The 13,192-nt window shown below is 49.6% G+C and carries 10 protein-coding genes; 6 read left to right on the top strand and 4 right to left on the bottom strand.

The features are described 5' to 3' along the window. The first annotated feature begins 3 nt into the window (after nt 1-3). The gene (locus tag C7T94_RS06545; RefSeq protein ID WP_107214465.1) at nt 4-894 is read left to right on the top strand and encodes an FKBP-type peptidyl-prolyl cis-trans isomerase; all 891 of its coding nucleotides are present in this window, start codon (nt 4-6) and stop codon (nt 892-894) included. Here the strand turns inward: C7T94_RS06545 and C7T94_RS06550 are convergent, their stop codons facing one another. Together C7T94_RS06550 and C7T94_RS06555 are read right to left on the bottom strand one after the other, a co-directional pair. Then, on the bottom strand, nt 895-2,196 hold the full coding sequence (locus C7T94_RS06550; protein ID WP_107214466.1) for a cryptochrome/photolyase family protein: 1,302 nt from the start codon (nt 2,194-2,196) through the stop codon (nt 895-897). Further along, nucleotides 2,180-3,118 (bottom strand): TIGR01777 family oxidoreductase, encoded by a 939-nt coding sequence (locus tag C7T94_RS06555; RefSeq protein ID WP_107214467.1) that lies wholly within the window; start codon nt 3,116-3,118, stop codon nt 2,180-2,182. Before C7T94_RS06555 ends, C7T94_RS06550 begins: the two co-directional genes overlap by 17 nt. 178 nt (nt 3,119-3,296) lie before the next feature. Here C7T94_RS06555 and C7T94_RS06560 point away from each other — a divergent pair, with 178 nt between their 5' ends. The 5 genes from C7T94_RS06560 to C7T94_RS06580 all read left to right on the top strand — a co-directional run bounded on the left by C7T94_RS06560 (nt 3,297) and on the right by C7T94_RS06580 (nt 10,505). Continuing rightward, entirely contained in the window at nt 3,297-4,565 is a 1,269-nt protein-coding gene (locus tag C7T94_RS06560) for a DASH family cryptochrome (protein ID WP_107214468.1), read from the top strand. 86 nt (nt 4,566-4,651) lie between these two features. Further along, nucleotides 4,652-5,548: a MerR family transcriptional regulator gene (locus C7T94_RS06565; RefSeq protein ID WP_107214469.1), complete on the top strand. Its 897-nt coding sequence runs from the start codon at nt 4,652-4,654 to the stop codon at nt 5,546-5,548. Nucleotides 5,549-5,636: 88 nt separating this feature from the next. Further along, nucleotides 5,637-8,432 (top strand): 2-oxoglutarate dehydrogenase E1 component, encoded by a 2,796-nt coding sequence (locus C7T94_RS06570; protein WP_107214470.1) that lies wholly within the window; start codon nt 5,637-5,639, stop codon nt 8,430-8,432. A 41-nt stretch (nt 8,433-8,473) separates the two neighbouring features. Next, a complete protein-coding gene (gene odhB / locus C7T94_RS06575) occupies nt 8,474-9,697 on the top strand; it encodes a 2-oxoglutarate dehydrogenase complex dihydrolipoyllysine-residue succinyltransferase (protein WP_107214471.1) in 1,224 nt (407 codons plus the stop codon). Nucleotides 9,698-9,884: 187 nt separating this feature from the next. After that, on the top strand, nt 9,885-10,505 hold the full coding sequence (locus C7T94_RS06580) for a DUF2490 domain-containing protein (protein WP_239494942.1): 621 nt from the start codon (nt 9,885-9,887) through the stop codon (nt 10,503-10,505). 52 nt (nt 10,506-10,557) lie between these two features. Here the strand turns inward: C7T94_RS06580 and C7T94_RS06585 are convergent, their stop codons facing one another. Both C7T94_RS06585 and C7T94_RS06590 read right to left on the bottom strand, forming a co-directional pair. Further along, on the bottom strand, nt 10,558-11,286 hold the full coding sequence (locus C7T94_RS06585) for a head GIN domain-containing protein (RefSeq protein ID WP_107214472.1): 729 nt from the start codon (nt 11,284-11,286) through the stop codon (nt 10,558-10,560). 227 nt (nt 11,287-11,513) lie between these two features. Then, nucleotides 11,514-13,187 carry a M1 family metallopeptidase gene (locus C7T94_RS06590; RefSeq protein ID WP_107214473.1) on the bottom strand — a complete coding sequence of 558 codons (1,674 nt, stop codon included), beginning with the start codon at nt 13,185-13,187 and terminating at the stop codon, nt 11,514-11,516. Between the last annotated feature and the right edge of the window lie 5 nt (nt 13,188-13,192).

Genomic DNA, 13,192 nt, shown 5'->3' on the forward strand with positions numbered 1-13,192 from the left:
TTCATGAAAATAAAATATTTGTTCAGTATCGTTTTGTTGTTTTCGGTGGTTTTCAGTGCCTGTAAAAAGGAGTATGAACCGATCGAAAGCGTAGATGAAAAAATCATCCAGGATTACCTGAAAAAAAACAGTCTGAATGCCACCAAAGATCCGAGCGGTTTTTATTATGCAGTAACCAAGCAGGGAACAGGCGAGCTTTTAAAAAATACAGATTCGGTTTTATACCGGGTAGCCATCAAGTCTGCAAAAACAAATGCAACGTATTATCAATCTTCAACGATTGGCAACATGGCTGACCTGGTTGGTTACACATCTGCCCTATTTCTTCAGGGTTACGGACAGCAGATCAGCGTAGAAGCGATCCGTACCGTGTTGTTAAAGACAAACAGGGGCTCTGAAGCATCGATTGTACTCCCTTCTTACCTCGCATTCGGTAAAAACGGTTCGACTGCGCTGAAGGTCCCCGAAAATGAAGTGGTCGTGCTGGTGCTCACAGTTCTGGAAGAAGCTACGCAGGCCTCGCGGGATGATCGTGTCATTAATGAATTTCTTCAGAAGAAAGGACTTACTGCTACAAAAACAGCTGCAAACTTCTATTACATCGTGCTGCAGGAAGGAACCGGTGAACGGGTAAGGGAAGAGCACATAGCAAAAGTGAAATATGCCGGCAGGATCGTTGATGGAGAACAATTTGACAGCAATTCTGAGGGCTACGAGACATCTACGATCGGCGGTGATATTCCTGGATGGCGTAAGATGCTTGCGCTGATGCGGGTTGGCGAAAAGGTGCGGGTTTTTATTCCCTCGGCGTTGGCCTACGGCGGAGCCGGGCAGGGAACCATACCGCCTAATACGGCATTGGATTTTGACATGGAAGTCGTTTCTGTAAAATAATTAACCCAACGCTTTTTTAAAAGCTTTTAAGACCCGTTCGCGGGCAAACGTATGCTCCACAATTGGTGGGGCATATTTTTTTGTACCATATTCCGGCACCCATTTTTTGATGTATTTCAGATCCGGATCAAAACGCTTGGCCTGCAGTTCGGGATTGAAAACCCTGAAATAAGGCGCGGCATCATTTCCTGATCCGAAGGCCCATTGCCAGCCGCCCACGTTGCTCGCCAGGTCGTAATCCAGTAGTTTTTCTGCAAAATAGGCTTCACCCCAGCGCCAATCTACCAGCAGGTGTTTTGTTAAAAAGCTTGCGGTAACCATGCGCACCCGGTTGTGCATGTAACCTGTGGCATTCATCTGCCGCATGCCCGCATCGACCAGGGGGTATCCCGTTTGGCCGGTACACCAGGCCTCAAACTCAGCTTTGTTGTTGCGCCACTGTACTTTATCATATGCCGTTTTGAAATTGTAAGTGGCCGAATTGGGAAAATACCATAGGATCATCATGTAGAACTCACGCCAGGCGAGTTCAGAGATCCAGACCTCTGCTTTTTCTTCGAGTGCTGTCCTTACAGCCTCCCTGATGCTGACCGTGCCGAAACGGAGGTGAATGCCCAGCCGGCTAGTTCCCTCCAGGGCTGGGAAGTCGCGTGTTTTGCCGTAATCGGCCAGCTTGTGCCGGTAATCTTGCCTCGGGGGAAAGACGATCTTGGCCTGGCCGAAACCAAGTTCTTCCAGCGAAGGAGGCACAGGCACTTCGCCTTTATACAGATGCCTGAAATATTTTTCAGTAGGATAAGCCGCGAAAAAAAAAGGTTCCAGTTTTTGCCGCCAGCGTTTCCAGTAAGGTGTATAAACGGTATAGGGCTTGCCGTCTGGTTTAACGACCTCACTGGTCTCAAAAATGACCTGGTCTTTGAACAGCCTGAAGCCGATCTGTTCACTGCTTAAGAACTCCGCCAGGCTGTCATCACGCTCACGGGCGTACGGTTCGTAATCCCTGTTCGCGAACACATGGCCGATGTCGTATTTGTCTACCAGCTCATTCCATACCGCTTCGGGTTTGCCATGACAAACAAGCAGGCCGCTGCCATGCTTTTTCAGCTCCTGCTGCAACCGCAGCACTTCCTGATGAATGAATGTGACGCGGGCATCGTCAGGGTTGAGCTCGTCAAGGATATTGGTGTCGAAAATAAACAACGGCAAGACCGGGCGGCCGGCACGCAGTGCGTGGTACAGGGCCGCATGGTCGTCAAGGCGCAGGTCGCGCCGCAGCCAGCAGATGTTAATTGTTTCTTTCATTGTTTTGTGTGGGCGGGCGCTCGTAAATTGATGCCAGTGCGTCTTGCAGATTGGTAAATTTAAACAGGAAACCAACATCAAGCAATTTCTGCGCAGATGTATTGGTGCTGCTGAGGGGAAGCACACTTCTTTCGCCCAGTGCAAGTTTGAGTACCAAACGCGGCACATGAAACGGCCAGACAGGTCGGTGCAACTGCTTGGCCAGGGCCCTGGTCAGACCTTTATTGGTAACTGGGAAAGGGGCGCAAAGGTTGTAGATTCCCGCTGCATGCGGGTTTTCCAGCAGGTAAGCATAGGCAGCTGCGGCATCATCAAGATGCAGCCAGGGGATCCACTGTCTGCCCGAACCGAGGGGAGCTGCGGCGAAAAGTTTTACGGGAAGGGCAAACGTAGGAAGTGCTCCGCCCTGTTCAGCCAGTACCACACCCGTACGGAGCACAGAAACACGCAGGCCCAATTCTTTAAACTGCATAGCTGCCTGCTCCCACGCTACACAGCAACGCGCCATAAAGTCCCGGCCGGCCGGCGATCGCTCGGTGAGCAGTTCATCGCCACAATCTCCGTAGAACCCCACACCCGATGCAGAAATAAAATGTGTGACCTGCCGGCCATGGCTTTTGACGAGGGCATGCAGCAGGTTCGCAGACTTGACGCGGCTATCAATGACCCGGCGCTTCTGCGCTTCGGTCCAGGGACCTTTTGAAATGGCCTCGCCGGCCAGGTGGATCACGGCTGTAACGCCTTCGAGGGCTGCAGCATCTGCCCGCCCGGCATCGATGTCCCAGGTATAGGTCTTGTAAAGGGCGTTTTGCGCCGGCTTTCTGGACAATACAGCAACTTCGTGCCCCTTGTCCAGAAGTTGTGAAATAAGTTCCCGGCCGATAAGCCCGGAGGCCCCGGTGATCAATACCCGTTCTGACATGAGAGAATAACGAACAAGCCGGCAGATGGTTTGTAGCGAAAATATTTTCCTGCAAGCCCGGCTGAAATCTGAAGAGTGTTCATTGTGATTGTTGTGCTTGTGTCAATATTAAGTTATTGCCGCATTTTGCAAAAATAAATGCTATATTTTTGCATTGATCCATCGCACAACACACCGGATGAACGGAAAAAAAATACTTGTTTGGTTTCGTAACGATCTTCGGCTGCACGACAACGAGATTCTCCTTGAGGCGCTCGCCAAGTCAGACGAGATCCTTCCTGTGTATGTATTTGATCCTCGGCATTATAGCCAGGTAAATGGGTTCTGGAAAACCGGCCAGATCCGTGCGCAGTTCATTATTGAGAGTGTTGCGGCATTGCGGCGGTCACTGCAGGCACTGGGCGGCAATCTGCTGGTTCAAAGCGGGCGGCCCGAAGAACTTATTCCGGCGCTGGTTAGTCAGTACGAAATTAATGAAGTGTACCACCATCGGGAAGTGGCGGCAGAAGAGACCCGCATTTCGGCCCGCGTGGAAGACGCGCTCTGGAAGCTTAAAGTTAACCTGAGGCATTTTATCGGTCATACCCTGTACAACAAGGAAGACCTTCCTTTTCCCATCAAAGATATTCCTGAAGTATTCAGTCAGTTCAAAAAAAAGACCGAACGGGATGCGGTGATTAAACCCTGTTTCGAAGCGCCCTTGCGTGTCGCTGTTGTCGAAGCTGAAGACTGGGGATTGATGCCCGACCTGCAGGCCCTGGGTTACAGCGGCCTGATTCGCGACGAACGTGCTGCCTTTAATTTTACGGGCGGCGAGGCAGCCGGTCTGGCGCACCTGGAAGAGTTTATCGCCGCCTCGGCAGCGGTGAAGGGCAAAAACAAAGTATTTCCCGCGCGCATGTCGGCCTGGCTGGCGCTGGGCTGTGTATCGCCGAGAAAGATCTATTGGGCCATGCGCCAGGCAGAAGAGAAGTTTGGCGCCAAGAGCCATTTCAGCCAGGTAATCATTGGGCTGCTCTGGCGCGACTATTTCCGTTTTATGTTTAAGAAACACGGAAATACTTATTTTAAAAAGACTGGCTTTAAAGACGAGGCACCGCCTGAGGCCCGGAACCAGCAAGGGCTCTTTAAAAAATGGACCGCTGCAGAAACCGGGCATAACGTTATCGATGCCATTATGCGGGAGCTGAACTATACAGGCTTCATTTCGCATTCGGCCAGGCAACTGGTTGCAGTGTACCTGGTGTATGAAATGAAAGTAGACTGGACGCTGGGTGCATCTTACTTTGAAGAAAAACTGATCGATTATTGCCCGGCCAGCAATTGGGGCAACTGGGCAGGCATGAGCGGTGTGGGCAGCGACCAAAAAAACAAAGGAAGTTTTGACCTGGAAAAAGAGGTTAAAAACATCGATCCGGAAGGGCTCTACGCATCAACCTGGTCCTGAATAAAAAAAGGCAAATTGACCCAAACAAACTAAACAAAAAAAGGTTTTAATACTAATTTGTTTAAGTTTGTTTAAAACCAGGGTAATTGAGAAAATTCTCCATAAGTGACATCGAAAACTTGACCGGTATCAAAGCCCATACAATTCGTATCTGGGAGTTGAGATACAATCTTGTGCCTGCTAAACGCACCGCGACAAATATTCGTTACTACAACGAGGACGACCTGAAGCAGCTGCTTAATATCGCCACCTTGAACGAGAGCGGATATAAAATCAGCAAGATCGCCAAGCTGGGACAGGATAAGGTCAACTCCTTAGTTGCACAACTGCAGGCGAACAGAACCAATGATTCGGTACAGGTGCAAATGTTATCCAATGCGGTGCTGCAGTATGATGAGGCCGCATTTAATAAAATACTGGATGGATGTATCAGCGAGTCTGGACTGACCAATACAATGGATCAGGTGCTTTTTCCGTTCATGAAGAAGATCGGGATGCTGTGGCAGACCAAAACAATGAATCCTTCGCATGAGCATTTCGCATCCAACCTGATCCGTGAACGCATCATTGTAGAGATCGAGAAACTAGGTAACCGCAAAGATGAAAACCCCAAGCGTTTCCTGCTTTTCCTGCCCGAAGAGGAAAGCCACGAGACAGGGCTGATTTTTGCCCGCTACCTGCTCAAATCATGTGGCCACGAGACGCTTTACCTCGGGCCGAACGTTGATTATGATGACCTGAAAGCGGTGGTTGCACATTACCAGCCAGACTATGTGCTGTCGGTGCTGACATCACTGCGCTTAGATAAGGATCTGAATAAAATGCTGGAAAAATTGATGCACTACCTGGAGGTACCGCTCATCGTTGCGGGCAGCCTGATCTCGGAGTTCGATATCGTGACAAACGAACGGCTGATCCCGCTTAAGAACGTCTGCGAACTGGTTGATTTTGCCAGCCAGCTGGCCAATCCGGCACAAGCCTAAAATGCCTTTTTTGTTAAATTAATTGGACTATTCATAGGCATTTACGGCCTAAAGTTCTAATTTTGCCAAGCTATAAACAACAATCGTAATGGATCATTTTTCCTACCTGAACGGTGCCAACGCCGAATATATTGAGTCATTATACCAGTCTTACCAGAAAGATCCGGCTTCGGTCGAGTTTGGATGGCAGAAATTTTTTGAAGGCTTCGATTTTGGCCGTGGTTCAGAGCCCGCTGCCGCCAGTGCCGATACGCCAGAACATTTTCTGAAAGAGGTGAATGTGCTGAACCTGATCGACGGGTACCGGACCAGGGGACACCTTTTTACGCATACCAACCCTGTGCGCGAGCGCCGCAAGCATTTGCCGACCCTGGAACTTTCGAACTTCGGCCTTTCTGATGCCGACCTGGAAACGGTATTCAATGCTGGGGTGGAAATTGGTATCGGTCCTGCGAAACTGAAAGACATCATCAGCCTGCTTGAGCAGACCTATAAAAGGTCTATCGGGGCTGAATTTAAATTTTTACGCACCCCCGAGGTGCTAAGCTGGCTCCAGGAAAAAATGGAGTCGGTGCGCAATACGCCAAACTTCTCAATTGAGGAGAAAAAACGGATTCTGACCAAACTGAACCAGGCCGTAAGTTTCGAAAATTTCCTTGGCACCAAATTCCTCGGACAGAAACGTTTTTCACTTGAAGGTGCCGAGGCCCTGATTCCTGCACTTGATTCTGTTATTGAAAAAGGAGCAGATCTGGGTATTGAAGAATTTGTGATCGGTATGGCACACCGCGGCCGCCTGAACGTTCTTGCCAACATCATGCAGAAAACGTATAAAGACATTTTTGCTGAGTTTGAAGGTAAGGGGTACAGCGCAGATTCGCCGTTCGGCGGCGACGTGAAGTACCACCTCGGTTATTCGACCGATGTCAATACAAACGACGGCAAAAGTGTTCACCTGAGCCTGTGCCCCAACCCCTCGCACCTGGAAACAGTAAATTCTGTCGTGGAAGGCATGACCAGGTCTAAGATCGACTTTAAATATGGCGGCGACAATGCCCGCATTGCACCGATCCTGATTCATGGCGATGCTTCAATTGCCGGACAAGGCATTGTGTATGAGGTCATCCAGATGGCCGGCCTGGAAGGTTACAAAACCGGGGGTACGATTCACCTGATCATCAACAACCAGATTGGTTTTACGACCAATTATAAAGATGCGCGTACCAGTACCTATTGTACAGATATTGCAAAGGTTACCTTGTCGCCGGTGTTTCATGTAAACGGCGACGATGTGGAGGCACTTGTTTATGCCATCAACCTGGCTATGGAATACCGCCAGAAGTACAGGAATGACGTATTCATTGACATTCTGTGCTACCGCCGGTTTGGTCACAACGAATCTGACGAACCTAAATTTACACAGCCGCTTCTTTATAAAACCATAGAAAAACACCCCAATCCGCGCGAAATTTACGTGCAGCAGCTTACCAAAGAAGGTAAACTTGAGGCAGGCCTGGCCAAAGAAATGGAGAAGGAATTCCGCGCTATGCTGCAGGAACGCCTGAATGAGGCAAAAGAAGTCACCACGACCAGTACTGAAGTGAAGTTTGGCGGGGCCTGGGCAGACATGCGCATGGCTACCCCGAATGACTTTAACGAGTCGCCGGACACATCTGTGAAAAAATCGACCTTGCTCGAGATCGGTAAACGGGTTACAAGCCTTCCTGCCGACAAAAAGTTCTTCCGTAAAATTGAAAAACTGTTTGACGAACGCCGCAAGATGGTCGAGGAAACAGAAGTTTTTGATTGGGCCATGGGCGAACAACTCGCCTACGGGACCCTGCTTGCAGAGGGCAAGCGTGTGCGCCTGAGCGGACAGGATGTGGAGCGCGGCACTTTTTCGCATCGCCATGCGGTGCTGACCCTTGAAGATTCTGAAGAAGAGTATATCCCGCTGGCTAATTTATCCGACCAGCAGGCCCCTTTTGATATTTACAACTCCCACCTGTCTGAATACGGTGTGCTGGGTTTTGAATATGGTTATGCCATGGCCAACCCGAACGCCTTAACCATTTGGGAAGCGCAGTTTGGCGATTTCTTTAACGGCGCCCAGATCGTCATTGACCAGTACATTGCCAGTGCCGAAACGAAATGGCAGCGGGAAAATGGTCTGGTTATGCTGTTGCCACATGGTTATGAAGGACAGGGGCCGGAACACTCTTCAGCGCGCATTGAGCGTTTCATGGAACTGTGTGCTGACTACAACATGCAGGTTGTCAATTGTACCACGCCAGCCAATTTCTTCCATGTGCTGCGTCGGCAGTTTAAGCGTGATTTCCGCAAGCCGCTTGTCGTTTTCTCGCCAAAAAGCCTGCTGCGTCATCCGCAGTGCGTATCGCCGCTTGCCGATTTTACTGCCGGGGGCTTCAAAGAAGTTATTGCCGATCAGCACGTTAAAGCAGGCGATGTGAAGAGAGTTATTTTCTGCAGTGGCAAAATCTACTATGAGCTTGCCGAAAAACAAAAGGCAGATCAGATTAAAAATGTGGCCATTGTTCGTGTAGAACAGCTTTATCCGACGCCAGTTGAACAGATGGAAGCAGTAGTGAAGAAGTACAAACATGCAGACGATATTGTCTGGGTGCAGGAAGAACCTGAAAACATGGGCGCCTGGCCATACCTGCTGCGAAGGCTGCGCAAGACATCGCTGAGCCACATCGACGTCATTTCACGCAAGGAAAGCAGCAGTACCGCAACCGGTTACGCCAAACAACATGCAAACCAGCAGGCGTACATCCTGGCTAAGGCGTTCGAAACCCAGGTAAGCGAACAGGAAAAGAAAATCGCCAAGAAATCAGTAAACAAAGTTTTCAGCGTAGATTAGTCCATTAGTTTGATCTTTATATTTAGATAATCGCATAAAATATGAGCATAGAAATAAAAGTTCCGCCCGTAGGTGAGTCGATCACCGAAGTCGTTTTATCCCGCTGGATAAAAAATGATGGCGAGGCCGTTGAGATGGATGAAGTGATTGCAGAGCTGGAATCTGACAAAGCCACATTTGAACTCACTGCCGAGCAGGCAGGAACTTTGAAGACCATTGCTGCCGAAGGAGACACGCTTGAGATCGGTGCAGTGGTTTGTACAATCGAAGCGGGCGGTGCAGCCCCGGCAAAGCAGGAAGCGGCCGACAAACAGCCAGCAGCAGCCGAAGAAAAGGCAGCATCGCCGGTTAAAGAGTCTAAAGAAAGTTATGCTTCGGGAACTCCATCCCCAGCAGCAGGAAAAATTCTTGCCGAAAAAGGTGTTGATCCTGCCCATGTACAGGGAACAGGTGTAGATGGCCGCATTACTAAAGAAGATGCACAGAAAGCCGAAGCCGGCAAAAAGGCGGAGCCTGCCAAGCCCGCCGCAGCTGCTCCTGCTACAGCGCCCGCGCCTTCAGGTGCGCGTTCTGAGCGTCGTGAAAAAATGTCGCCACTGCGCAAGACTGTTGCCAAACGCCTGGTCGCTGTCAAGAATGAAACTGCCATGCTCACTACATTCAACGAGGTCAACATGAAACCGATCATGGACCTTCGCGGAAAATACAAGGATCAATTCAAGGAAAAGCATGGTGTAGGCCTGGGCTTTATGAGTTTCTTTACCAAGGCGGTAACAGAAGCGCTGAAAGACTTCCCTGCTGTAAATGCCCGTATTGAAGGCGAAGAGATTGTGTATAACAATTTTGCCGATATCTCGATCGCCGTTTCTGCACCGAAAGGCCTGGTTGTACCCGTGGTTCGCAATGCAGAAAGCAAGAGTCTTGCTGAGATTGAAAAGGCAGTACTCGAACTGGCCCTGAAAGCCCGCGAAAACAAGTTGAGTATCGAAGAAATGACCGGCGGCACCTTTACCATTACAAATGGCGGTGTCTTTGGCTCTATGATGTCTACGCCGATCATTAACGCCCCTCAATCTGCTATTTTAGGTATGCACAACATCGTGGAGCGCCCGGTAGCCGAAAAAGGCGAAGTGGTGATCCGCCCGATGATGTACGTAGCCCTGTCTTACGACCACCGCATTATCGATGGCCGCGAGTCGGTTGGTTTCCTGGTACGCGTAAAACAATTGCTTGAAGATCCCGCACGTTTGCTGCTCGGCGTTTAAATAAAGAAATTCTTTTTAACCAGAGGTTGTTTACCGCAGCAGCGGCGTTTACCCAAAACGTTGTTGCGCAGTGAACAACCTTTTTTAATTTCCTGATATGCGTTTTTTGAAGATACTTATTCTTTTAACCTGCTTATTTCCCGTGGCTGTCAGCGCCCAAACTGTTACCCAGCAAACCGGCTGGGGCATGTTTATGAACAATACACGCATCAATGAAAAATGGGGTGCCTATTTTGACGTGCAGGTTCGCAGTCAGGATGAATGGGACGGCGTGCGCAGTGTCCTGATCCGCCCTGGTATCCAGTACTTTTTTAATAAGAACCATAATGTCATTGTTGGTTACCTGTTTACACCGACCTTTCACCAGATGGATGGATTTAAGGATAACTTGCAAACCGAACACCGCATCTGGGAACAATACATCTTTACGCACGCCATCAGGACCGCCGGAATCACCCACCGCGCGCGGCTTGAACAGCGATTTATTGAGGGCTTAAATGGTGGGCCGGATATTTTTTCACAGCGTTTGCGTTATTTCGTCAGGGCTCTGGTACCGTTTGAAAAACCAAATGGTCCTTTTACGCAAGGTTTCTTTGGTGCGATTCAAAATGAGTTCTTTCTGAATGTTCAAAATAAAGACCGGCTAAACGGGAAAGTGTTCGACCAAAACCGGGCATACGGCGCGCTGGGTTACCGGTTCAGCAAAGCTGTAGACCTGGAGGCAGGGTACATGAACCAGGCCGTTAAAGGCCGCTCAGGCAACACTGTAAATAACATCGTCCAGCTGGCGGTTTACACCAGGTTTTAATAAAAAACGTCCATACCTCTGTATGGACGTTTTTTATTTGTGTGTGAAAGCACTATAATCTGGTCACGTTGCCTGAACCGGCCACGCGTTTCTGAACCGAAGGACTGCCGGCATAACGTATGTTCCCGGAACCGCTGATGGCGGCGTCGAGCCTTTTGCCAACGCTCATGGAGATATTTCCTGATCCGCTGATCGCCGCTTGCAGGTCATTCACCTGGAAACTTCTGCCATTCAAACTGCCTGACCCACTAATGGCCACTTCAGCATAGTTCGCTTTTCCCTGTAAATTGACACTTCCTGATCCGCTGATGGCACTTTCCATTTTACCGCTGATGTTTGCGGTGACCTGGATTTTACCTGAACCGCTCAGTACGGCTGCCAGTGATGGGCCGGAAAGCGTGCCGTTAACTGTCATGTTACCGGATCCTGCCATCATCAGTTTGTCAAGCTTTTTGGCTGTGATGTATGCCGTTACGCGGGAATTTTTGAAACGTTTTTCCCAATCCCACCATTTCTTTGAGCTGGGCCTGATTACCAGGACACCATCCTCTTTTTCGGTAACCAGTTCAGAAATGGCCTCCTGGTCGCCTTCGAACCGGATCGATTCGCTGTTGCCCAGGCGTATCACGACATCAATGCTGCCACCCGAGGCAACACCGTGGAAATCCCTGACCTGCTGCTTTGCGGGGCGGGAATTATTGATTTCTGTAGGCCTGGCAGCCTTCATAGAGTAAGAAAGGATTATAATAAAGGCCAGGCAAGAGGTAATTAACTTTTTCATGTTCTTGGTTTTTAGGTCTGCGTGCGTTTTCTAATAAGACGCAACGTATTCCGTTTCGTTGCAGCTTTTCGAAAATTTAACATTTTGTCAAAACAGGGTTCTGTGTGGCCTTAAAACAAAATGAGGTTGTCCCAACAAGGGGCGACAACCTCATTCTTATCAATTTACCGGGGACAGCGGCGTACCCGGCCTGAATCAAGCAGCTGGTTTCAGCAAAACGTTTGCGCCTAGCGAACTTCCTGCGTCAGCACGTAAAAGTTCGGATCGACCAGGACACCGCCTGCCTTCGCCGGGTTGCTGGCCCTGACAAGCTTCCAATCGGTGGTGGGTTTGATCCATGTAAATGTATTTCCGTCTGTTGCCACTTTAACCGGCATGTTAAAGCCCGCAACAACGCCAGACCAACGGCAACTCAGCTGGTTGTTCTGGATCTTATATTCCAGTACAGGCGGTTTTGTATGCCTGAGGTATTGATCAAAAATTTTGGAAAGATCAATGCCGCTCTGTTTGCTCATGAAATTTTCAATCTCGGCGGTCGTTACGGTGCGGTGGTAGAAGGTCTTGCCGAGTCCGCGCAGCATTTGTCTGAATTTTTCATCGTCAGCAACGAGCTGCCTGATCGTGTGGATCATGTTTGCACCTTTCGGATACATATCGCCTGAGCCTTCTTTGTTGACATCATACGGGCCGATAATGGGAACATCGTTCGCAATGCCTTTGCGAATGCCCTGTACATAGGCAGAGCCGGTCTCCCTGCTCTCCAGACACTCCAGGAAGAGTGTTTCCGAATAATTGGTGAAACTTTCGTGGATCCACATGTCGGCAATGTCTCTGGCGGTAATGTTATTGCCAAACCATTCGTGACCGCTTTCATGCACGGTGATGAAGTCGAATTTCAGTCCATGTCCGGTACCACTGAGGTCACGGCCAAGGTAGCCGTTGCGGAACTGGTTGCCGTAGGCCACGGCACTCTGGTGTTCCATACCCAGGTGCGGAGCCTGGACAAGTTTGTAGCCATCCTCATAAAAGGGGTAGGGGCCGAACCAGTGTTCAAAACATTTCAGCATGGGTTTTACATCGCGGTCCCAGTGTGGCCTGGCGCGGGTACTGTCTTCTGCGAGCGACCAGAAATCGAGGTCCAGCCTGCCTTTTTCGCCCTCATAAGAATCCTGCCAATGGGCATATCTGCCGATGTAAAACGTCACATTGTAATTGTTTATCGGGTTTCCGACAAACCAATTGTACTGTACATAGCCATTTTTAAGGTCGGTAATGCCACGGAGCCGCCCATTGCTGATTTCCTGCAGACCCTTGGGTACAGCAATGCTAATGAGCATGCTGTCTACTTCATCGCTTTGGTGGTCCTTGTTCGGCCACCACACGCTTGCGCCCAGGCCCTGACAGGCAACTGATGCCCATGGATTGCCGCTCTTATCTGTTTTGTAAATAAAACCTCCATCCCAGGGTGCGTTTTTGGCAATTTTCGGCGAGCCGGAATAGACAACTGTAAAACGATCCTTACTGCCTTTTTTTATCGGCTTGGGGAAAGTTACGAACACCGCAGCTGCTTCGCGGGTAAAGCGCAGTTCTTTGTCCTGGTAAATGACCTTTTCTACTTTCAGCTCCGGAAACAGATCAAACTGCAGCCGGTTAAAATCCTGGGTAGCAGTGAAGGCGAAGAGGTTGCTGCCGCTAACACGTTTTTCGTCGAGATCCATACGCACATCGAGGTGGTAATAGTTGATGTCGTAACAGCTGCGCAGGGGTGTTATTTTGCCGCGCAGGCTATCTGCCCGGGTGTGTGATTCCTTAGGTTTCAGCAGTTGCGCATTGCTTTGTGCAGCATAAAAAAGGGGTGCAAGCACAGCCAGCATACGCAGCAGAATACAGGTTCGTTTCATATCGG

Source organism: Pedobacter yulinensis (assembly GCF_003029735.1).
Taxonomy (GTDB): Bacteria; Bacteroidota; Bacteroidia; order Sphingobacteriales; family Sphingobacteriaceae; genus Pedobacter; species Pedobacter yulinensis.

Excerpts from the sequence above, each read along its gene's own strand:
- C7T94_RS06545 (WP_107214465.1), top strand. The coding sequence starts at position 4 with ATGAAAATAAAATATTTGTTCAGTATCGTTTTGTTGTTTTCGGTGGTT.
- C7T94_RS06550 (WP_107214466.1), bottom strand. The coding sequence starts at position 2,196 with ATGAAAGAAACAATTAACATCTGCTGGCTGCGGCGCGACCTGCGCCTT.
- C7T94_RS06555 (WP_107214467.1), bottom strand. The coding sequence starts at position 3,118 with ATGTCAGAACGGGTATTGATCACCGGGGCCTCCGGGCTTATCGGCCGG.
- C7T94_RS06560 (WP_107214468.1), top strand. The coding sequence starts at position 3,297 with ATGAACGGAAAAAAAATACTTGTTTGGTTTCGTAACGATCTTCGGCTG.
- C7T94_RS06570 (WP_107214470.1), top strand. The coding sequence starts at position 5,637 with ATGGATCATTTTTCCTACCTGAACGGTGCCAACGCCGAATATATTGAG.
- odhB (WP_107214471.1), top strand. The coding sequence starts at position 8,474 with ATGAGCATAGAAATAAAAGTTCCGCCCGTAGGTGAGTCGATCACCGAA.
- C7T94_RS06580 (WP_239494942.1), top strand. The coding sequence starts at position 9,885 with ATGTTTATGAACAATACACGCATCAATGAAAAATGGGGTGCCTATTTT.
- C7T94_RS06585 (WP_107214472.1), bottom strand. The coding sequence starts at position 11,286 with ATGAAAAAGTTAATTACCTCTTGCCTGGCCTTTATTATAATCCTTTCT.
- C7T94_RS06590 (WP_107214473.1), bottom strand. The coding sequence starts at position 13,187 with ATGAAACGAACCTGTATTCTGCTGCGTATGCTGGCTGTGCTTGCACCC.